Here is a 21,131-nt window from a genome sequence, read left to right as displayed (position 1 = left end):
TAAAACGTTTGCTCAAGATTAGCATATTCTCAATAACTTACTCTAGAATGTTTACATCAGACTCGGTGCTTATTTGTTAAGTCAGCTTTATTCACAGATTTACTATAAAAAAACCGCATAACTTGTACAGCAGTTCCCTGTTCTATAAGAAATTTTATGTTCAAATAAATCAAATTGTTTCTAACTCGGGGCACCGCATGAAAAAATTCAACAAAACTGTTGCCATTGTTAGCACGCTAAGCGCAACTGTGCTTTTAGCTGCATGTACATCTACGCCAACAAAATCTTTAGCGATTCAAAAACCAAATAATCAATATGAAGTGACTGCCGTAGGTAAAACTAGTTTAGCGGCAAAAAATAATGCAATTGCAGCAGCAAATAGTACCTGTGGTAAAAATGCGACCCCTGTCGTCGTGGATGAAAAGCAAGAATACAACGGTGTTTTAAAAGGCGTGGTCGATGAAAAGACAGGTCAAATGATTCAGGCGGCGGCTGGCGTACTTGGTACCATTACAGGAAATAGCGGCAGCATCAGCAAAGATGATGATTACCAAACCGTACTAACCTTTAGTTGCCGTGCAAACTAAAACGTTAGTCTGTGATTTCGTTTTGCCATTAACTCAAAATGAAATAGTCGACATGAAATAAAAAAGCCTGCAAATCTGCAGGCTTTTTAGAAGCAAAATTAGCAATAACCGTCTAAACGGGTTAAAGGTAATTTTTGACCAATGGCTTTTTCAATTTCAGGCAGTGAAAAAGCATCATCTTCAGACAAGAAACTAATACTCACACCACGAGTACCTGCACGACCTGTACGACCGATACGGTGTACATAATCATCAGACTGTTCAGGAAGTGTGAAGTTCACTACATGAGAAACACCATCGACATGGATACCACGACCCGCAACGTCTGTTGCAATCATGATGTTATGTTGACCATTTTTGAACTGATCAAGCATTTTCAAACGTTTATCTTGAGCGATTTCACCTGACAACATCACCACTTTATAACCATCTTTTTTGAGGTGATCATAAAGTTTACGCACTTGATCACGACGGTTGGCAAAGATCATGACCTTTTCAATTGGTTCATCACGTAAGATGTCTTCCAACAATTTATATTTATCAGACTTCGCCACCATGTAGACACGTTGCTCTACATCTGCATTAGTTTTTTTCTCAGGTTCAATTTCAACAGTTACTGGTTCAAACAACCATTGCTGTGCCAAATTTAAAACGTCATAACTAAATGTTGCAGAGAACATCAAAGTTTGTCGTTGTTCTTTACGTGGTGAAAAGCGCACGATACGTTTTACAGATGGGATAAAGCCCATATCTAATAAACGGTCAGCTTCATCAATCACTAAAAATTCTATTTGATCGAGCCAAACTTCTTTTTGTTCAACAAAGTCAATTAAGCGACCCGGTGTCGCCACCATAATGTCGACAAAATTACGATTTAATAGATTTTTTTGCTTATCAAAATCTACCCCACCGAGCAAAGTCATGACATTGAGATCAGTGTATTTCACTAATTCTTTTGCATCACTTTCAATTTGCAAAGCAAGTTCGCGCGTTGGTGCAAGAATCAATGCACGCGGTTCACCACGATAACGCTGTTCCTTAATTGGATTATTCAACAAGTCATTGATCACACTGACCAAGAAAGCCGCAGTCTTACCAGTACCAGTTTGAGCACGACCAATAGCGTCATGTCCAGCCAATGTAAATTTTAAAACCTTTTGCTGAATAGGCGTCATATCCTTAAAACCTAAAGCATCAATGGCTTTTTTAAGGTTCGGATGTAAATTTAAGGTTTCAAAACCTGATGACATATAGATGTGCCCTAATTGAATAATCACAAAATTGCTGAAGCATTATAAACAAAAAACGCCCCAATTTACATTGGAGCGTTTTTGAGTACATTCAGACGATTAGTCTAAAGGTTGTACTTCTTCAGCTTGGAAGCCTTTTTGACCTTTAACAACGCTGAATTCTACGCGTTGACCGTCACGAAGTGAACGGTGGCCTTCGCCCATAATTGCGCGGAAATGAACGAATACGTCGTCGCCGCCGTTACGTTGAATAAAGCCGAAGCCTTTAGTGTCGTTGAACCATTTAACAACGCCTTGTTCACGAGCTGTCATAAGTTAATCCTTATCGTATTTAAAAAAGAAGGACCACCCGGTGTTGCAAACAGCAGACCAAACAAGGTTAAAAAAAATATTTTTATTTCTAAGCTTGTAATCATTCTGTAAAACTATCAACAAAATCCCGGTTACATCCAAATATATCAAGAGTTAAGAGGCTTCACAGCCAACAAAAATCTTAACAACGCAACGAGCTTAACACGGGTTTACCGCAATTAATAGATTTTTTTGATCTATTTTCCTTTTGAATATTCTTATTTTTTCACATCGTTTGAGTTATAAATCACAAAGGATTTTTACCTATTTTAGATTGGGATTTGGCACTGTATTTGCTAATATTTCCATTGAAATGTAAACATGTTGGATCTGCTTCGTGAGTGACAGCCAAAATTCGCTTTTAACTGTAGATGCAATGGGTAAACCCTGCCCGATGCCACTATTGATGCTCAAAAAAGCTTTAAAGAAAAGTCCAGACCAATCTTTATTGTTAAAGTCATCCGATCCGCACAGCCAACAAGATGTATCACGATACTGTCAAATACATCAGTTAAACTGTGAAATGCGCAAAATTTCCGATTCTGAGTTTCATTACTTGATTGAATCTTAAAAAGATTCAGTTAAACTAAATTGCTTCATAATTGAATAAAAGTTTACATTTCTATACCCAATTTTCCATAATTTACGGAAATATTGGATTAAGATGAATCTTAGTTATTGGGCTTACCCATTTTAATTCTCAAGGAGAAAACATGAGTGACAGCAGCAATCAATTGATGCCCCTGTCATTATCGGCACCTGGGGTGAATCTTGGTGCTTATATTAGTACTGTTAATCAGATTCCAATTTTATCGGCCGAACAAGAAAAAGAGCTGGCCGAACGTTATTATTATGACCAAGATTTAGACGCAGCTAAAATGCTTGTGATGTCACATCTTCGTTTTGTTGTACATATCGCACGTAGCTATGCAGGCTACGGCTTGCCACAAGGTGACCTGATTCAAGAAGGTAACTTGGGCCTAATGAAAGCGGTAAAACGTTTTGACCCAAACATGGGCGTACGTCTCGTATCTTTTGCTGTGCATTGGATTAAAGCAGAAATTCATGAATATGTGATTCGTAACTGGCGTATTGTCAAAATTGCGACCACTAAAGCGCAGCGTAAATTATTCTTTAATTTACGTAGCTTAAAAAAGTCATCTAAAAAATTAACTTTGGCTGAAGCACAGTCGATTGCCAATGACTTAAATGTAACACCTGAACAAGTCTTGGAAATGGAAGGCCGTTTAACCGCTTATGATGCTGCCTTTGAAGCTCAAGGTGATGACGACGATGAAGGTTCGACCCATGTCGCTCCTGCCCTTTATCTCGAAGATAACCGTTACGACCCTGCGCGTTTAGCGGAAGATGAAGATTACGAAGAACAAAGCACTTCAGCTTTACATGAAGCCATGGATCAGTTGGATGACCGTTCACGTAACATCTTACAACGTCGCTGGTTAGATGACGAAAAGTCGACGCTGCATGAATTGGCGGCGGAATATAATGTATCTGCTGAACGTATTCGTCAGTTGGAAAAAAATGCGATGGAAAAAATTAAAGTCGCAATGTCCTCAAACTAAGTTGAAGGCTTTTCCAGTCATTCTTAAAAAGAGCATTTCGATGCTCTTTTTTATGTCTGAATAGTATTGAATGACAAGCTACAACACAAAAACTTTGGGCATTTTTGCTTTAACCCTGCGTGCTAAATATGCTATGGTTATGCGCAAATTTTGTTAAGGTGAATGCACATGTGGATTGCCATTTCCGCACTTAACTTAGCTTTTGCTGTAATGCTTGGTGCCTTTGGTGCACACGGATTAAAAGCTCGCGCGACTGAAGCCCAATTGGCTTGGTGGCAAACTGCAACGGACTATTTCTTTTATCATGCACTGGGCTTACTTGCCCTCGCGATCTTATCCAAAGTCATTCCCCAACTTCCAATAAAAGCCAGTTTCCTACTTATACAAATTGGTATTTTCTTCTTCTGTGGTTCTTTATATGTGATGGCTCTAGGTTTACCACGCAGTCTCGGTGCCATTACCCCAATTGGTGGAGCGTTGATGATTGCTGGATGGCTCATATTGGCCTGGAATGCATTTAAATACGCAAAATAATTAACCACAGATTTTGGCCTTATTCAATAGGTAAGGCAGCAAGAACGGAATCCACAAATGCAAATCTATTTAAACGGCGAAGCTACACAAACCGAATGTGTCAACCTCTTGCAATTGGTTCAACAATTACAACTGGAAGGCAAACGCTTCGCTGTTGAAAAAAATGAAATGATCATCTCGAAAAGTAAATTGGAACAAACCCCAATTGCAGAGCAAGATCATATTGAAATTATTCATGCCGTAGGTGGCGGCTAAAATGGAGCTCCCATGGAAGATACACCCCTAATCATTGGTTCACGTACATTTAATTCACGACTTTTAGTTGGTACAGGTAAGTACAAGGACTTAACGGAAACTGACCAGGCCATTCAAGCCAGTGGTGCTGAAATTGTGACCGTTGCCATTCGCCGTGTGAATATTGGTCAACATCCAGACCAGCCGAACTTGCTTTCTGTAGTTCCACCTGAGAAATATACGATTTTGCCAAATACAGCCGGTTGTTTCGATGCGAACAGCGCGGTTCGTACTTGTATGTTGGCGCGTGAACTCTTAGATGGTCACAATCTGGTTAAACTTGAGGTTTTAGGCGATGAGAAAACCCTATATCCAAATATTACCGAGACTTTAAAAGCTGCACGTACATTGATTGACGATGGCTTTGAAATCATGGTTTATACCTCAGATGACCCGATTGTGGCACAAGAACTGGAAAGCATGGGCTGTGTAGCGATTATGCCTTTAGGTAGTCTCATTGGCTCAGGTTTAGGCATTCTCAACCCACATACTATTTCGATCATTAAAGACAATGCCAAAGTGCCTGTCTTGGTCGATGCGGGTGTAGGTACAGCAAGTGATGCAGCGATAGCGATGGAATTGGGCTGTGATGGCGTATTAATGAATACAGCAATTGCAGCTGCACAAAACCCTGTTCTGATGGCTTCAGCGATGAAAAAAGCAGTTGAAGCAGGACGTGAAGCATTCCTAGCAGGACGTATGCCGCGTAAACGCATGGCAAATGCCAGTTCACCTGAAACTGGATACTTCTTTAAATAAGAACTCATTCACGGTATAAAAGAGGACTCTATTGAGTCCTTTTTTTGATTTTGAAAACCTGATAACAATGAAAATATCCCATATATTTTGTACTTTGAGTCTTTGTGTCGCATCTAGTTGGCTGTCTGCCCAAGTGCCCAGCACAGCCAAATCACTCGCGCCTCAAGGTTGGGACATTTTGATGGCTACGACTGGCGACCTAAACAAAGATCAAATGCCAGATATTGCGATGATCGTGGAAAAACAAAAAGTCGATGTGGTGACCTATGATGACGATGGCAAAGTCGTTCATAACCATCCACGACAACTCATCGTATTTTTTAAAACCGCAAAGGGATATCAACGTATCGTAGAAAACAACAGTATCCCAGTCGCTCAGCAGCCCAATTCATGCTTACTTGATCCACTTGCTGAAGCAGAAGACATCCAAATCAGTAAAGGCAATTTACTCGTTCATTTTAGTTATTTTATGGCTTGTGGTGGCTGGGAATGGCCCCGACATAGTTATACCTTCCGTTGGCAAAATCAACGCTTTGACCTGATTGGTTTTGACTACAATAGCTTTCACCGCGCTTCTGGTGAAAAAACATCGAAAAGCTATAATTTTTCGACCTTAAAACGTAAGGAAATTGTAGGCGGCAATATGTTTGAAGATGCCAAAACTCAGACCAAATGGTCAACCTTCAAAGCACCACAACAGCTGACGCTTAAAAATATTAACTTTGATGATTTCTATACGCAGTTCGAGTACTAAGTTAAACCTGAGCAATGCCAATCTAGCAATAAAAAAACCGCCAATTTCGGCGGTCTTTTTTAATTCAATTTGAATACACAACTTAAGGAATTAAACCTTCATCTCGCATCGCAATTTGAACTGATTGGCGCTCTGCAACTTTGTTGCGTAATGCAATGATATTTTTATATGGCGTTAAATCATGACCGATGCCATTTGACCAATTTGTCAGTACAAAGAGATAAGCATCTGCTGGGCCAAAGTTATCATCGACCAAATAGTCGTTATCCGATTCACCAATCGCTTTATCGATGTATGTCAATAAACGATCAATTTCTGCATAAGCTTTTTCTTTAGCGTCTGCATCTAATGGTGCACCAAAGAATACGGCATAGGCATCATGTAATTCTGAGTTCAAATAGCCAAGCCATTCTAAAACTTTGGCACGACCTAAACCTGATGGCGGAATTAAGTCTTGTTTTGGATCATGCTGTGCAAGGAACGGTAAAATGGCCACATTCTCGGTCAGGATCAAACCTGGGTTAATTTCTAATGCAGGTACATAACCTTTTGGGTTGATCTCGTAATAATCTACCCCTTTTTCTGTTTTATGGTTTTTTAGGTCAACACGGACCAAATCAAAATCGACATTAATTTCATTTAAAATTATATGTGATGCTAATGAACATGCACCTGGAGAATAATAAAGCTTCATATCTGATCCTTGTTATGTACTATTCAATGTTTTAAATCTCTTCTGTCAAACTTTCAAGTGATCAAACCTGTAAATTGCAAAAAAGCGTAAATGCTGAAACACATATACTCATTGACTATTATCCATATTTAAGAAGATTTCAAGTCACTGTGTTATGCATTTTTATACTCAGTTGTTTTAACATAGCCGCGTTTAAGATTTGATGAAAAGTTACCGTGTTACAACTTAAAAAAGAACAATGGTTTTCCAATATTCGTACTGATGTACTCGCTGGCTTGGTGGTTGGACTTGCGTTGATTCCAGAATCCATCGCCTTTTCAGCTATTGCTGGGGTTGACCCTCAGGTTGGTTTGTACGCTTCGTTTTGTATTGCCGTCACCATTGCCTTTTTTGGTGGTCGTACAGCAATGATTTCAGCTGCTACGGGTGCGATGGCCTTACTTATGATCACTTTGGTCAAAGATCATGGTTTGCAATACCTTTTGGCTGCCACGGTTTTGACTGGTGTGATTCAGATCATTGCTGGCTATTTTAAAGTCGCAAAACTTATGCGCTTCGTCTCGCAGTCAGTGGTGTATGGTTTTTTAAATGCACTCGCGATTTTGATTTTTTTCGCACAGCTACCTGAAATGTCAAAGATGGATAGTTTGGGCTATGTCTTTATGCTTTTAGGGCTTGCGATTATTTATCTTTTTCCATATCTACCTAAAATTGGCAAAGCCATTCCATCACCGCTGATTTGCATTATTGTCCTCAGTGGTTTGGCATTATTTTTAGGTGCTGACCTGCGTACTGTGAGTGATTTGGGTAAGTTTCCAGAGACTTTACCTATTTTCTTGATTCCTGAAATTCCTTTTAATCTTGAAACCCTCACGATTATTTTTCCCTATTCCATTACCCTAGCAACAGTTGGCCTATTAGAAACCATGATGACCACGACAGTGATCAATGAAGTCACTGGAACTGAAGGTGATCGTCATCAGGAATGTCGTGGTCAAGGGATTGCCAATATAGTCAGTGGCTTTATGGGCGGCATGGCTGGATGTGCCATGATTGGGCAGTCGATTATTAATGTTAGTTCTGGCGCGCGAACTCGCCTTTCCACTTTGGTTGCAGGTGTATTTTTGTTGTGTTTGGTGGTGTTCTTAAAAGACTGGTTGGCTTATGTCCCAATGGCGGCCTTAGTCGCGATTATGGTCATGGTGTCATTCACTACTTTCCAGTGGAATTCCGTCAAGCAATTTTCAAAGCATCCAATGTCTTTTAATGTCGTGATGATTGCTGTGGTGATCGTGGTGCTTGCAACACATAACTTGGCGCTTGGCGTATTGGTTGGTGTGCTCCTCTCTGCGTTGTTTATTATCAATCAACTAGAAAGTTCGGTAAAAGTCACATCAGAACTTAAAGACAAAGTCCGTAGTTACACGGTCTATGGGCAAATTTTCTTTAGTAGCTCTGAGAGTTTTTATCAATTTTTTGATTTTCAGGAGAGGGTTAGTCATGTGCGAATTGATCTGAGTCATGCACATATTTGGGATATTACTTCCGTTAATATTTTGAAGAATGTCGTACAAAAATTTGAATCACAACAGATTCAAGTAGAGGTTTTTGGCTTAAATGAAGCAAGTAGCACTTTACTTGACCGTGTCAGTGACTAATGGATTTTTGAAATATTCACTTTGAATCAAATCAATTTTCAATAAAGCGCGACCTATTGGGACCCTAAGCAGGATATATATAGCAAAGGGTTTCAATAATCAAAGTCTCATTTGTAATGACATTACATAAAATACTAAGCCTATAAAAAAGCGAAAAATTCACCATTCATTCGATTTAACTGTATAATTCATCTCATAAAATTATAACTATCAAAAATAAAACAAAGATTTGATGTGACTTTCTATTTATTTTTTTAAATTGTGGATACACAAAATTGGGGGAATTTTGATGGTATGGTTTTGGTCACGACACTGCATTCAAGCAAATCGGCTGCTGGTCTTAGCGAGTCTATTTTGCCTGCTATGTTGTATTGCTATACCCACTTTTGCCAATGCCACCCCTCAGATCTCAAGCAGTCATTGTCCTGTTGAAATTACCCATATTGCCACAGCTAAAAGCGCTGTCGAGCAAGAGCGCCCACGTACAGGTTGGCAAAATCTGCAAAAGCTTCCAGACACTTGGAATAAACGTTGGCCGGATTATCATGGTATCGCTTGGTACAAAATCCAATTTAAGTTGAACTGTGACCTCCATCAGTTAAATCAACCCATTGCTATCGCTATACAAGGCATCACCCAAAGTGGTCGGGTTTATATCAACGATGCCCTACTTTGGCAAGATTACATTTCAGCAGAACATTTTTCACGAAGCCAACATCAACCAAGAATTTTGAACTTGCCTAGCTCGAGTTTAAAGCAAGGTGTTAATACCATTTGGGTGCAAGTGTATGGTTCAGTGACCCAAAAATCAGGACTAAGCTCAGTTCAAATTGGGGAATACCAGCAAGTCTATGATACCTTTAAAATTTGGTTACTCGAACAACGACAATTAGTCGAACTCAATACGATGATTAATTTCGTCGTGGCTGTGTTCTTTTTTTTAGCATGGCTCGCCAATCGTAATGAAAGAGCTTACTTATGGTTAACCATCACAGGCATGGCTTGGGTATTTTATAGCCTGTGTATTATTTTTAATGGGCCAATTGCATTTCTAACCACCGTACAGATCGACCGTATGCAAAATATCATTTTCTGCTTTTATACGGTTTTTGGCTGTATTGGTGCATGGTATTTTGCAAACCACCCATTTCCAAAAATTCAGAAACTATTATTAAGTCTTGCCACCATCGCCGCTCTCTGTATAGGTTTTGCACCAGAGGCTTATTTAAAGACCGTCATCCAAATTTGTTTCAGCTTCTTTGTTTTGGTCTTTGTGGCCAAATGTATTAGCTACCCGTACTTGGCGTATAAAGCCAAAATGGTTGAAACCTATTTGCTTGCAACGCTTTATCTGATTTATTTACCGATTGCGGTACATGATGCGCACTTTATGATGACCATGGAAGGTCATGCGCTCTCGCCCTATACCGGGCCAGTGACCACCCTCATCTTGGGCGGCGTACTGGCTTTGCGTTTAGCTCGACACACCCGTCAAATTGAACGTTTTAATAAGACCTTAACTGAAAATGTACAACGAGCTGAACTGAAACTGGCTACGTCACTTGGTCAACAACATCAACTCGCGCTTGAAAATGCACGACTTCAAGAACGAATTCATTTATCTCATGACTTACATGATGGTTTAGGCGGATCAATTGTTCGTTCAATTTTACTGTTAGAACAAAATGACAAAATTGAAAAACCACAAATCATGTCGATGCTTAAACTGTTCCGAAATGATTTAAGACAAGTCATCGATTCAGGTTCGAGTATAGGAACGAAAGTTCCAGACACCCCGATCGAATGGGCGGCACCGATTCGCCATCGCTTTGTACAGCTCTTTGAAGAATTAGACATGAGCTCGAGCTGGAAAATTGCTGCCGAATGGATTCACTCACCTTCTGCGACCCAATGTCTCAATTTGACTCGTGTCGCAGAAGAAACCCTGACCAACATTTTAAAGCATAGTCGGGCTAGCAAAGTTCAAGTCAGTTTGTTCGAAACAGAGACTCAACTGATATTACGTATTGAAGATAATGGTATCGGCTTCAACCCTGACGAAGTTGAACAAGGTCTACATGTTGGTCTACATAGTATGCAAACACGAATCCATCGTATCGGTGGTGAATTTAAAATACAGTCACAGCCGGGTTGTACCGTTCTTGAGGCCATTTTACCGTTTAAACATGATGATACAGATAGTGAAAATCTTGACGATAAAATCGCCTAGCTTAATGTTATTTCATCGCTTTTGAGCTGAGTAATTCACTGTACATTGCAAATCCTCGGCACGGCTTCCGTCGGTGAGATTGAGCAAAAAGAGGATATATTCACGGTAAAAAATTTGACTTGTGCATCTCAGGACTTAAAATACCGCATTCGAATTTTTTACATTTGCCAAAGTTATGTCGAACGATCAATTAGACCAGCACGCAGTAGATCTGGATAACCTAAACGAACACCGTGAAATCGTGACGTTTATGCGCCGCTCTGCGCCACTTAATACTTCGCAACGTACTGCGCTGGAACAATATGGTCATCTAATTTTGGAATATCCTGTTGGGGATTTGCGTCAGCATTTTGAACACCCTGAACGTCCATTAACTGTTGAGATCGGTTTTGGTATGGGTCGCTCTTTGGTACTGATGGCAAAAGCAAACCCAGAACGTAACTTTGTCGGCATTGAAGTACATGTTCCGGGTATCGCTCAATGTGTGTATGAAGCAGGTCTTGCAGGGTTAACTAACCTTCGAGTATTAGATGCTGATGCCATCCAAGTGCTACGTGAAATGCCAGATAACAGTATTAACACTGTGCAATTATACTTCCCAGATCCATGGCAGAAGAAACGTCATTTCAAACGTCGTTTTGTATCTCATGACCGTATGCCATTGGTTGAAGAAAAATTAGAAATCGGCGGTACATTCCACTCAGCGACTGACTGGGAACCGTATGCTGAATGGATGATCGAAGTACTTGAAGAACGTCCACGTCTTGAAAACCTTGCAGGTAAAGGCAATAGCTACCCTCGTCCAGACTGGCGTCCGCAAACTAAGTTTGAACGTCGCGGAATTGAAGCAGGCCATAAAATTAATGACTTCATCTTCAAAAAAGTAAACTAACTTTGGAATAAAGCAAAAAACCACCGTTAGCGGTGGTTTTTTATTGCTGTCGTATTTTTAGATTTATCTTTGTTGTATCAAATCATATAAAAACGGCTTACATCTAAGCTACTTGTGATTGGAGCTGACTTTGTCGAATCATATCCATGGCTTTTTCAGCAATCATCACTGTCGGTGCATTGATATTGCCATTCACCACAGAAGGCATGATAGATGCATCGACGACACGAAGGTTTTGAATGCCGTAGACTTTCAATTCAGGGTCAATCACAGACATCTCATCTACGCCCATCTTACAACTACCGACAGGGTGATAAACCGTATCCACACGCTGACGTAAGATTGCACGTATATCATCATCTGTTTTGACCTGTGAGGTAAATAAATCTTGCTGATAATGACTCGATAAAGACGGCGACATCATCAATTGCTGCGTCAACTTAAAACCTTGTACCAAATCTTCTAAATCCTGTTCATCCTCTAAAAAGTTTGGATCAATCAATAATGGATCATTGATACTGGAACCACTTAGTTTGATCGTGCCGCGACTTCTTGGATTGAGCAGACACACATGACACGATAAACCATGGCTTGCATGAAATTTCCGTGCATGATCATCTACTAAAGCCACGACAAAGTGTAATTGCAAATTTGGTATCGCTAAATCGGGTGAAGACTTTAGAAAACCACCGCATTCTGCAAAATTTGAAGCAATCATACCCCGTCGTTCCTTACGATAGCGACTGAACTGCTTGAACATATCAATTGAGCCGGGTAAAGACACGCCAAATGTGCCTTGGTATTCTTTGACTTTATAACCAAAAATGAAATCGGGATGGTCGTGAAAGTTCTTTCCTACACCCGGTAAATGATGTTTCACTTCAATACCATGCGCTTGGAGTTCGGCCTGATCGCCTACTCCAGACAACATTAAAATCTGCGGTGATTGCATTGCACCGGCACTGAGCAAGACCTCTCGTCTTGCTTTTAGGTGTTTCATTTGCCCTGCATGTTGGACTTCAACACCTGTGGCCACTTTATCTTCTATAATGATTTTATGTGTTGTGGCTTTGGTCTATACAGTTAAATATGGTCGGTTTAAATGCGGAAACAAATAAGCACGCGCCACACTACAACGCTCTCCATTGATATGTGTTACCTGATAAATCCCTAAGCCTTCTTGTTCTGCGCCATTAAAATCATCAAGGACTTTATGACCTTGTGCACGAGCCGCTTCGGTATAGCGTTGATGGAAAATATTATCGCTTTGTACATCTGTGACGGAAAGAGGGCCGTCATTACCGTGAAATTCATTCTGTATTCGGTTGTTATTTTCCGAGCGAATAAAATATGGCAAGACCTCGTCGTATGACCAGCCAGTATTTCCCTGTGCCGCCCATTGATCATAGTCATTTTTATGTCCACGAATATAAATCATGGCATTAATACTGGATGAACCACCCAGGCATTTTCCACGTGGTTGATAGCCTTTACGACCATTCAAGCCCGCTTGAGGCACAGTTTCAAAGCCCCAATTATTGATCTTGGTCGGCAAGCTCACCACGCATGCAGCTGGAATATTGACCGTCCACTGATCACCTTACCCACCTGCTTCTAATAAGCACACAGATATATGTGGATCTTCACTGAGGCGTGCAGCCAGTACGCACCCCGCACTTCCACCACCAATCACAAGGTAATCAAATTCCATTTTTGACATTATTTTCATCCAATTGATTCTTTTTATAAATGCACAATAAGGGATTTAACGCTGACTGAAAAGTTTCTTTTTTAAAATTGTAAGCGTGCTACTGTGCAAGAAGAATGAAACTAATGATCGAAATTTTGAGGCAAGCATCACTCATGCAAGGTAGCAATAATATCTGTCAAAATAATCAATGAACTTAATACGCCCAATCTTGGACTCTATTATTTTTTTAATTTATCGATATTTAAAAGCACAGTAAGCCGCATAGCTAAAGATTTGACTGAAACAATAAATTTGATCAAAGCCTATTTCCGTCAGTAAGCTTTGATAGTGCTGCTGGCTAATCAGTTCAAAATCATCTTCTAAACGCTGCATCATTTTTGTCGCTTGCGCAGCAGATAAACCTTGCATTTGGCAAAATTCAGGCAGGACACGCTGCTCAAAATTCGAATGAGTTTGCATCAAGTCAAAACTTAAAAAAATGCCCTGCGGTTTAAGCAGTTCAAATGCTTTTGCTAAAAAATTCGTTTTCTCTGACAACGCAATGAAATGCGTCACCAAGATACTCAGCACCGCATCAAAACAACTTACTTCCTCAAAAGCAGTATGACTGCCCAAAACAAAATTGACGCGATGCAACTGTCCAGCGGCTTCAACGCGTTGCCGTGTTTGATTCAGCATATTTTCAGACAATTCTGTAACGGTAAATGACCATGTTGGATTCAAGGCCATGAGATAACCCAATTCATAGCCCGTCCCACATCCAATGATCAGTACATGGGCACCTTCAGCGACATGGCAATTCAACACCGCCTGAATTTGTTGATGGACAAGTTCATAGCCGGGAATTAATTTTCGTATATGTGCATCATAACTTTCGACCACTTGTGGGCTATTAAAATCTTTTGCCATGTAACATCCTGTTTGACATGTATGTCTAAGCTAATAAATATTCATTATTCTATATGGATTGTTTATTTCTGATGATGCCCAAGAATCTGCTGACTCAACATTTCATAGACCGCTTTCAGATCGACTTGATCAGCTTGCTCAAGCATATTGGCATGCATCTGCATGATATTTTGATCCCCACGCATTGCAGGGCCTGTTTGCATGTTACGTGGTTCAGCCTGAGTAGCTTTATTGGCTGTCTCTAAAATCAAAGGATAAAGCAAGCTAAAATCGACGTGTTTTGCATCGACAATCTGCTTTGCCATGTCATAACAATAATTACTAAAATTACAGGCAAACACCGCAGCAAGATGCAGACTCAAGCGCTGTGCCGAATCATATTGATAAACCCTTTGGCTAATGCTGTTTGCTAAATCTGTAAGTGTAGTCAAATCTGCAGAGTCGGCCGCTTCTACAAAGATCGGTGTCGAGGTCCAATCCACATCTCGATCTAAACTAAAGGTTTGTAAAGGATAAAACACCCCTGCTCGTGAATGCTGTTGGGTCAGTACCGTGATATTGGTGCTACCAGACGTATGCACAATCAAAACCTGTGACAGATAGGCTTTGACTTGCTGAATAACGGTTGCAATCGACTGGTCGCTCACTGCAATAATCAAAAGATCAATCTCAGCATTCAACTCAGTTGGGGAATGAATGGCTTCTGCACCTACAGTTGCTGCAAGTTTTTCTGCATTATCAAGATTTCGCGCAAAAACTTGCACAATGTGATGTTGTGGATGAAGCACATTGAGCAAATGATGTGCAACACGACCTGCACCCACAATACTGATTCGCATATAATTTTAACTCATTTTGGATGGCTACAGCATGTCAGGAAAATATCCGACGTGCAAATCGAGTCGTATTGATAGAATGATTTATTTTCAATACTTCCCATCAATTTCGCTCAGATAAGCACAAAAAAAGGGATGCGCTCCATCCCTTTTGCTAGATATCAATCTGAGTGTAATTCATATCATATCGCTTTCAATCTAGACAATATCCACGATATGCATTTGAGCCTTTACGATTTACCAATGATTTGATTCAGAGTCTGTAGGTATTGTTCTGCATCTCGGCGCGCATTGAATTTCTTTTCAAATACACCTGTGTTTTGCACACTGTTGGGTGTGTATTCTACCGAAACAACAAAGGTATCAAGCAAATCTCTATTAATCCGAATTGCAATAATATGATGTGAGTTTAAATAAAAACCTTCATCAACCTTAACTAACATGACCCGCCTCAAAAATCCCACATAATAAAATAGATAAAAAATCTAAACATTCATAAACTTGGATGCCTTACCGCATACAGTCATTCATGTGTTAGACCTATTTTATTGTAACGCCATTATGTGATTTATGTTGCAATTATTATGTAATTTAAATAAATGCTCAGAGAAATTTTTTGAGTTTCAGTCATCTAAACATGATTGATTTTCAATTCTAACTAAAGATTGGATAAAAAGACTGGATATAAAAAAAGCCTGCTGCCATAGCCATGGCAACAGGCTCATTTCAGTACGACTGATTTAACTCAAATCAATCGTACAGAGAGGTTGAATGATTAAACACTTAACATGCTATTTAAGGTTTCTGATACATTCTTCGATTTCACGACAGGTTTAAGCGCTTCAAGTTCGGCTTTAACTTCACTACGCTGCGGCTCTGCCAACGTGTACCAACGGGACAAAATTTGCAGTAACCGTGAACCGACAATTGGATTTTTCTCATCGAGGAATTTTGCTAATTCAACAATATGCTGCACACCAAAGCTCCAAGTGTTGACAGGATTGCTATTTAAGCCACCAGTAACCGCACGAATACGGTTCGGTACTTTCAAGTCATAGTCAGGATGAGCAGTCAGTGCCTTAATGGTTTCCGCAGTTGCTTTCGGATGTGCCGCTTGCAACATAAACCATTGGTCCATCGACAAAGCTTCATTCTTAAAGCGTGTGTAGAAGGCTTCTAAAGCTTGCTGTGCTTGTGGTGCATCATTCCAAACCAATACTTTTAAAGCACCAAGACGTTCAGACATATTGCCTGTAGAGCTGAATTGTTCATAGGCCAATTCAAATACGGATGCATCGCCTTGACGTGCCATCATACTCAACATGATGTTTTTCAATGCACGAACACCCATGGCTTGTGAAAATTCTTGCTGCGCATCTGGGTCTAAAGTTGCATAAGTCTCTTTAAAGAATGAACCTAGCTCACGTGCCACACGACTTAACAGTGCTTCACGCTGTTCTTGCACTTGGGCAGGACTGTAGTCGGTATCAATACGACTACCTAAATAACCCTCTGTCGGTACATCGAATAAACGTGAAGCAAGTAATGGATCACGCTCAACCAATGCTGGTAATGTATTTTGAATAGCTTGGACATAGATGTCAGCATCATGGCCATTTAACAAAATACGTTCTAACAAGGTTTGGCTGGCTTGCCATTGGTTAAAACCATTCGGCTCGTACTGCATCAGGAAAGCAAGCTCTTCATCTGAATAGTTAAATTCAAGATTAACAGGTGCGGAGAAATTACGCAGTAAAGACACAACAGGCTGGGTTTTTACACCGCTAAATGTAATGGTTGCAGTATCGGTATCAAATAAATACACGCCATCTTTGATGCCATTTTCAACCAATGCATCTGAGCTGAGAACTAACTGTTCACCACTCATCGCATCAAACAATGCCAAAGCCACAGGAATAGGCACAGCTTTTAAATTTGGATATTTCGGATGCGCTTTTATGCTTTGTTTCAAACTTAAAGTATAGGTTTGGTTTGCAGCATCGTACTCACCTTTTGCTTCAAGTTTTGGTGTACCCGGTTGGTTATACCAAATCAAGAAACTCGATAAATCTACACCTGATCCCGCTGTTAGTGCTGCTACCCAATCTTCAACAGTCACGGCTTGACCATCGTGGCGTTTGAAATATTCGTCAGTACCTGCACGGAATTTTTCTTTGCCCAAGAGTGTCGCCATCATGCGGTTAATTTCTGCACCTTTTTCATACACAGTTGCGGTATAAAAGTTATTAATTTCAACAAAATGATCTGGACGCGGTGGATGTGAAAGCGGGCCTGAATCTTCTGGGAACTGATGAGCTTTTAACACAGCAACGTCATCGATCCGTTGTACCGCAGCAGATTGTAAATCTTCTGAGAACGACTGATCACGGAATACTGTCAAACCTTCTTTTAAGCAGAGTTGGAACCAATCACGACAGGTAATACGGTTACCCGTCCAGTTATGGAAGTATTCATGTGCAATCACAGACTGAACGCGCATGATCGCAGCATCAGTGGTGTATTCTTCATCAGCAAGCACACAAGAGGTGTTGAAAATATTCAAACCTTTGTTTTCCATTGCACCCATGTTAAATGCACTGGTTGCCACGATCATATAATTGTCTAAATCATAAGGACGACCATAATGTTCTTCGTCCCAACGCATCGAATGTTTTAAAGCTTCCATGGCAATATGACATTTTGGAATGTCTTTTTCTTCTGCATAGATTTCTAAAGCAACATTACGACCTTCAGACGTCACATAAGTGTCTTTAAGTACTGCCAAATCACCAATCACACAAGCAAATAGATACGATGGTTTTTTGGTTGGATCTTGCCAAACGGTATAATGACGACCTTCACCGGTTTCACCCGCTTCAATCAAATTACCATTGGCAAGTAATACAGGGAATTTTTTATCCGCTTCGACACGTGTGGTAAATACCGATAGCACATCAGGACGGTCAGGATAATAGGTAATTTTACGGAAGCCTTCAGGCTCGTTTTGAGTAACGAATAAATCGCCTGCCGCTTGGTATAAACCTTCGAGTTGAGTATTGCTTTCAGGATGAATCACGACTTCGGTTTCAATGACAGCTTGGTCAGGTGCATTTGAAATTACCAGTTGTTCTGCATCTACAATATAGGCATCTGCTGGCAAAACTTGACCATTTAAGCGAATTGACTTGAGTTCCAAATCACGACCCAATAACACCAAATCCCCTGCCGTTTGACGCTGCATCACTAATTTTGCATTTACATTGGTATGCTCATCAAAGACTTGAATATCTAGATCGATACTATCTACGACAAATGATGGTTTTTGATAATCTTTTAAATAAACAGTTTGGTCTGCTTCGACCACTGGATTTGCCGCAATATTCATATCTCGTCCTATTCCTTAGTTATTGCTTCATCAGCTTTTTGAACACATTGTGAATGACTTGATCATACGACAAGATGCATAAGCTGTCTTCGCATTTACAATGATTTATATATGGGCTCAGCGCATGTTGTTTTCAATCATCTTTATAGAATAATTTAAAGGCTGGCACATATTTTCGCCATGTTTAAGCAAAATAAATGCCTGAGTTGAGTACAGCTATAACAATGTGCAAATTTTTTATCTACCTAAAATAAATAAAGCGCCTATATACTAGAAAGAGAAAGTACAGGTGCTTAATCCATCTGTACGTTCAAATTATTGCGCTCAAACTTTCCTGATTAAGACTTAGAGGATTATTGATTTGCGAAAATTAAATCGAGTGCACTGTCGTAGTCTGCTGCAAAGTAAAATTGAAATGCCGTGACTTTTGAGGTGAGGAATTGCTGAATTTCTTCCGTCGCACCCGCCACATAAATTTTAGATACTTGATGTTGCTGCGCCAGGCCAAGTAACTCGATCGTCTTTTCCAGTGTTTGATCATGCCCAATAATCAGCGCACCAACCGTACCCTGTGGCTGCTTATATAATTGCATACGGGTGATATTGCTGTTTTTAAGTGCGTCTGACATATGTATTCCATACAAAGAAAGGATAAAAAAGATCAAAACCTTTAGAAATCCAGCTGAATCATGCTGTGTATCAAGTTCAGTAGATTCCGTTTGGTTTCAATCCTAGAAGCCTAGATCATTAAAAATTATAAGCTCAATATATACAAATATACTTTTCAAATCCAATCGCTTAGGTGATTCCTTCCAAAAAGCACCTTAGTACGTAATTTATATCAATCTTCTAATTTGTATTTGATTGCATACTTCTGTTTAAACGATGCACCAAGATGTTTCTTTTTCAACAGTTTAAGCATTTTGAGAATTCATTAGACATAGCCATACGCATCAATATTATTTTGTTACTTTTAAATTAATAATTTATTTTCAATATCTTAATAAAACAATATGCCGTTTATCTGCTTTAAAATCTCTACTCAAAACATTTGAGCATGTGTTTTGCATCTACTTAATTGCCAAAAGCAAAATATTCAGGCTAAAACAAAAAGAGGTGCATTATGTTTATTAAAGAACACATCATCCGTATTGAAAATATGAAGACCCTGCAAGCTCTTGATGCTGCAAATATCGATCATCAGGTAATTGCAATGTTTATGACCTGCGAAGGGATCCCACTCAAAGCCTTTGAGGTCAGTTCATTACTTAACTCATATAGTGCATTAGGCACTAAAAAAGTCGCGTCTAAAAAAGTGCAAGCTTTAATACAAGCCAAACAACTTGGAGAGGAGGACGAATCGATCCCATGCCCAGCCGCCTATTAATAATCCATTCTGACTAAAAGTTGCATCATCACTATGCAGCTTTTTTTATTTGTCGACATATCGGCTGAGCTGCCGCAACTGAAATTGCAAACCCGTCTTTAAACAGAGATGTGTATAATCAATTTAATCTTTCAATAAACGCTGGCAACATGTTCAATATTCTACGCAAACAAATGGATGAAAGTACGCAATGCCCGTTGTGTCGTGCATCTATGTATTGGGTAGATGCTGAAAAATTAGATGAGCAAGAATTTAATTTTTATCAGTGTAGCCACTGTCATCATCAAATATTTCCAGAACAGCAATACAACTGTCATTGTGAAAACTGTCAGGCTGCGCGAAAAAAACTCCTGAAAGAAACCCGTTTACAAGAACAGCGTAAACTTAAAAATAAAGATATCGTTGAGCGTGAATTAAGTGAACTGAGCTTTTTACAGAAACTCTTTTTGCTGGCTTTATTGGATAATCATGTCCAAGAACATACGGCACATCAAGAATTTATCGACTGGGACGCTATTAAGTATCATAACATCAGCCCGAATTATTTCTTCCAACAATCACTCAAAAAGCATCTCGTGCATGAGCAAATTTTGATTGTGAAAGATGATGCGCTACAAGCTGAACAGTATTATATCAATGTCCGTTTGGATGGATATTCAGAGCCCAGCCTTTTTAGCGTAGCGCAGCAACTCCGCCATTGGTTTTATGAAAATTTAGCTCTGGGTGTTCCTTTTAAAAGTGCTGACGAAGTGAAAGAGTGCTTGTATCTCCTACTGTTTCAAGAAATTGTGCAATTTATGCAGTTTTACTGTAAGACATGGGGTATTCAAATTGCAGGGAATAAAAGCTTTCAAGTGTTCTGTTATCGCCTACTCGACCATCTTGCGGTTGGGCAGATTTATTATATGATTCAGTCAGCACTCGAATACCTACATAAACAAAAAGCCTTGCAAGTGCGTAATGAAAATTTCATTAATACCAATCTGTTAAAAAAGACCTTACAGCAATACCGTGAACGTGGCTTACAGGAAAAATGGGAAACCTTTACCCTCCCTCGTCCGCCACAACTCCCCTTTAGTAAAATGAGTGAAATTTTGCTCTTTAACTTTTTAGGACTCGATGAAAGTATCTTTGTGCAACCGATACGCCATGCTTGGAAAAAAATCGAACCACGATTAAATTTTTATTCCACAAAGCGCTGCATGTACTGTGGTTCACAAGAGCTCTCTGTCGATTATGATGCCGCAGATTATGTGACCCTGTTCTGCCGTAATTGTAAACATCAAGACCATTACTTCACCCGCTAAGGGAGAAAAC

At 39.8% G+C, this 21,131-nt stretch carries 20 protein-coding genes and 1 pseudogene; 12 read left to right on the top strand and 9 right to left on the bottom strand.

Annotation, left to right across the window (positions count from 1 at the left end):
* The first annotated feature begins 197 nt into the window (after positions 1-197).
* A complete protein-coding gene (locus tag FTV27_RS06875; protein WP_078188876.1) occupies positions 198-587 on the top strand; it encodes a hypothetical protein in 390 nt (129 codons plus the stop codon).
* 98 nt (positions 588-685) lie between these two features.
* Here the strand turns inward: FTV27_RS06875 and rhlB are convergent, their stop codons facing one another.
* Both rhlB and FTV27_RS06865 read right to left on the bottom strand, forming a co-directional pair.
* Positions 686-1,837: an ATP-dependent RNA helicase RhlB gene (gene rhlB / locus FTV27_RS06870; protein ID WP_180003018.1), complete on the bottom strand. Its 1,152-nt coding sequence runs from the start codon at positions 1,835-1,837 to the stop codon at positions 686-688.
* Between the two features lie 99 nt (positions 1,838-1,936).
* Positions 1,937-2,149, bottom strand: coding sequence for a cold-shock protein (locus FTV27_RS06865; protein WP_005014923.1), 213 nt, complete (start codon positions 2,147-2,149; stop codon positions 1,937-1,939).
* A gap of 415 nt (positions 2,150-2,564) precedes the next feature.
* Here FTV27_RS06865 and FTV27_RS06860 point away from each other — a divergent pair, with 415 nt between their 5' ends.
* From FTV27_RS06860 to FTV27_RS06835, 6 genes are all read left to right on the top strand, one after another.
* Positions 2,565-2,759, top strand: a complete 195-nt coding sequence (locus FTV27_RS06860; RefSeq protein ID WP_078189214.1) for a sulfurtransferase TusA family protein — start codon at positions 2,565-2,567, stop codon at positions 2,757-2,759.
* Positions 2,760-2,901: 142 nt separating this feature from the next.
* Entirely contained in the window at positions 2,902-3,771 is an 870-nt protein-coding gene (gene rpoH, locus FTV27_RS06855; RefSeq protein WP_078188879.1) for an RNA polymerase sigma factor RpoH, read from the top strand.
* 168 nt (positions 3,772-3,939) lie between these two features.
* Complete coding sequence (locus tag FTV27_RS06850; RefSeq protein ID WP_111885687.1) at positions 3,940-4,305, top strand: DUF423 domain-containing protein; 366 nt, start codon at positions 3,940-3,942, stop codon at positions 4,303-4,305.
* A gap of 57 nt (positions 4,306-4,362) precedes the next feature.
* On the top strand, positions 4,363-4,560 hold the full coding sequence (gene thiS / locus FTV27_RS06845) for a sulfur carrier protein ThiS (protein WP_111885686.1): 198 nt from the start codon (positions 4,363-4,365) through the stop codon (positions 4,558-4,560).
* A gap of 12 nt (positions 4,561-4,572) precedes the next feature.
* On the top strand, positions 4,573-5,358 hold the full coding sequence (locus tag FTV27_RS06840; RefSeq protein ID WP_111885685.1) for a thiazole synthase: 786 nt from the start codon (positions 4,573-4,575) through the stop codon (positions 5,356-5,358).
* Positions 5,359-5,539: 181 nt separating this feature from the next.
* A complete protein-coding gene (locus tag FTV27_RS06835; protein ID WP_180077679.1) occupies positions 5,540-6,112 on the top strand; it encodes a hypothetical protein in 573 nt (190 codons plus the stop codon).
* 82 nt (positions 6,113-6,194) lie between these two features.
* Here the strand turns inward: FTV27_RS06835 and FTV27_RS06830 are convergent, their stop codons facing one another.
* Entirely contained in the window at positions 6,195-6,806 is a 612-nt protein-coding gene (locus FTV27_RS06830) for a glutathione binding-like protein (protein WP_078188886.1), read from the bottom strand.
* A gap of 215 nt (positions 6,807-7,021) precedes the next feature.
* Here FTV27_RS06830 and FTV27_RS06825 point away from each other — a divergent pair, with 215 nt between their 5' ends.
* The 3 genes from FTV27_RS06825 to trmB all read left to right on the top strand — a co-directional run bounded on the left by FTV27_RS06825 (position 7,022) and on the right by trmB (position 11,586).
* Entirely contained in the window at positions 7,022-8,464 is a 1,443-nt protein-coding gene (locus FTV27_RS06825) for a SulP family inorganic anion transporter (protein ID WP_180077677.1), read from the top strand.
* A 289-nt stretch (positions 8,465-8,753) separates the two neighbouring features.
* Entirely contained in the window at positions 8,754-10,694 is a 1,941-nt protein-coding gene (locus tag FTV27_RS06820; protein WP_180077675.1) for a sensor histidine kinase, read from the top strand.
* Between the two features lie 175 nt (positions 10,695-10,869).
* The gene (gene trmB / locus FTV27_RS06815) at positions 10,870-11,586 is read left to right on the top strand and encodes a tRNA (guanosine(46)-N7)-methyltransferase TrmB (RefSeq protein ID WP_078188891.1); all 717 of its coding nucleotides are present in this window, start codon (positions 10,870-10,872) and stop codon (positions 11,584-11,586) included.
* A gap of 103 nt (positions 11,587-11,689) precedes the next feature.
* Here trmB and FTV27_RS06810 read toward each other — a convergent pair.
* From FTV27_RS06810 to FTV27_RS06785, 6 genes and pseudogenes are all read right to left on the bottom strand, one after another.
* A pseudogene (locus FTV27_RS06810) lies at positions 11,690-13,306 on the bottom strand (GMC family oxidoreductase).
* Between the two features lie 222 nt (positions 13,307-13,528).
* The gene (locus FTV27_RS06805) at positions 13,529-14,206 is read right to left on the bottom strand and encodes a methyltransferase (RefSeq protein WP_180077674.1); all 678 of its coding nucleotides are present in this window, start codon (positions 14,204-14,206) and stop codon (positions 13,529-13,531) included.
* A 62-nt stretch (positions 14,207-14,268) separates the two neighbouring features.
* On the bottom strand, positions 14,269-15,045 hold the full coding sequence (locus FTV27_RS06800; protein ID WP_180077673.1) for a Rossmann-like and DUF2520 domain-containing protein: 777 nt from the start codon (positions 15,043-15,045) through the stop codon (positions 14,269-14,271).
* A 227-nt stretch (positions 15,046-15,272) separates the two neighbouring features.
* Positions 15,273-15,485: a hypothetical protein gene (locus FTV27_RS06795; protein ID WP_078193638.1), complete on the bottom strand. Its 213-nt coding sequence runs from the start codon at positions 15,483-15,485 to the stop codon at positions 15,273-15,275.
* Positions 15,486-15,817: 332 nt separating this feature from the next.
* The gene (gene pepN / locus FTV27_RS06790; protein WP_180077671.1) at positions 15,818-18,427 is read right to left on the bottom strand and encodes an aminopeptidase N; all 2,610 of its coding nucleotides are present in this window, start codon (positions 18,425-18,427) and stop codon (positions 15,818-15,820) included.
* Positions 18,428-18,780: 353 nt separating this feature from the next.
* The gene (locus tag FTV27_RS06785; RefSeq protein ID WP_078193640.1) at positions 18,781-19,056 is read right to left on the bottom strand and encodes a hypothetical protein; all 276 of its coding nucleotides are present in this window, start codon (positions 19,054-19,056) and stop codon (positions 18,781-18,783) included.
* A 494-nt stretch (positions 19,057-19,550) separates the two neighbouring features.
* On the opposite strand from FTV27_RS06785, the gene FTV27_RS06780 reads away from it, so the two are divergent.
* Complete coding sequence (locus FTV27_RS06780; RefSeq protein WP_078193641.1) at positions 19,551-19,814, top strand: hypothetical protein; 264 nt, start codon at positions 19,551-19,553, stop codon at positions 19,812-19,814.
* Positions 19,815-19,963: 149 nt separating this feature from the next.
* Positions 19,964-21,121 carry a hypothetical protein gene (locus FTV27_RS06775; protein WP_111885041.1) on the top strand — a complete coding sequence of 386 codons (1,158 nt, stop codon included), beginning with the start codon at positions 19,964-19,966 and terminating at the stop codon, positions 21,119-21,121.
* The last annotated feature ends 10 nt before the right edge of the window (positions 21,122-21,131 follow it).

It is taken from the genome of Acinetobacter sp. YH12251, from assembly GCF_013417465.1.
Lineage (GTDB): Bacteria > Pseudomonadota > Gammaproteobacteria > Pseudomonadales > Moraxellaceae > Acinetobacter > Acinetobacter amyesii.
This window is presented reverse-complemented; position numbering and strand designations above follow the sequence as displayed.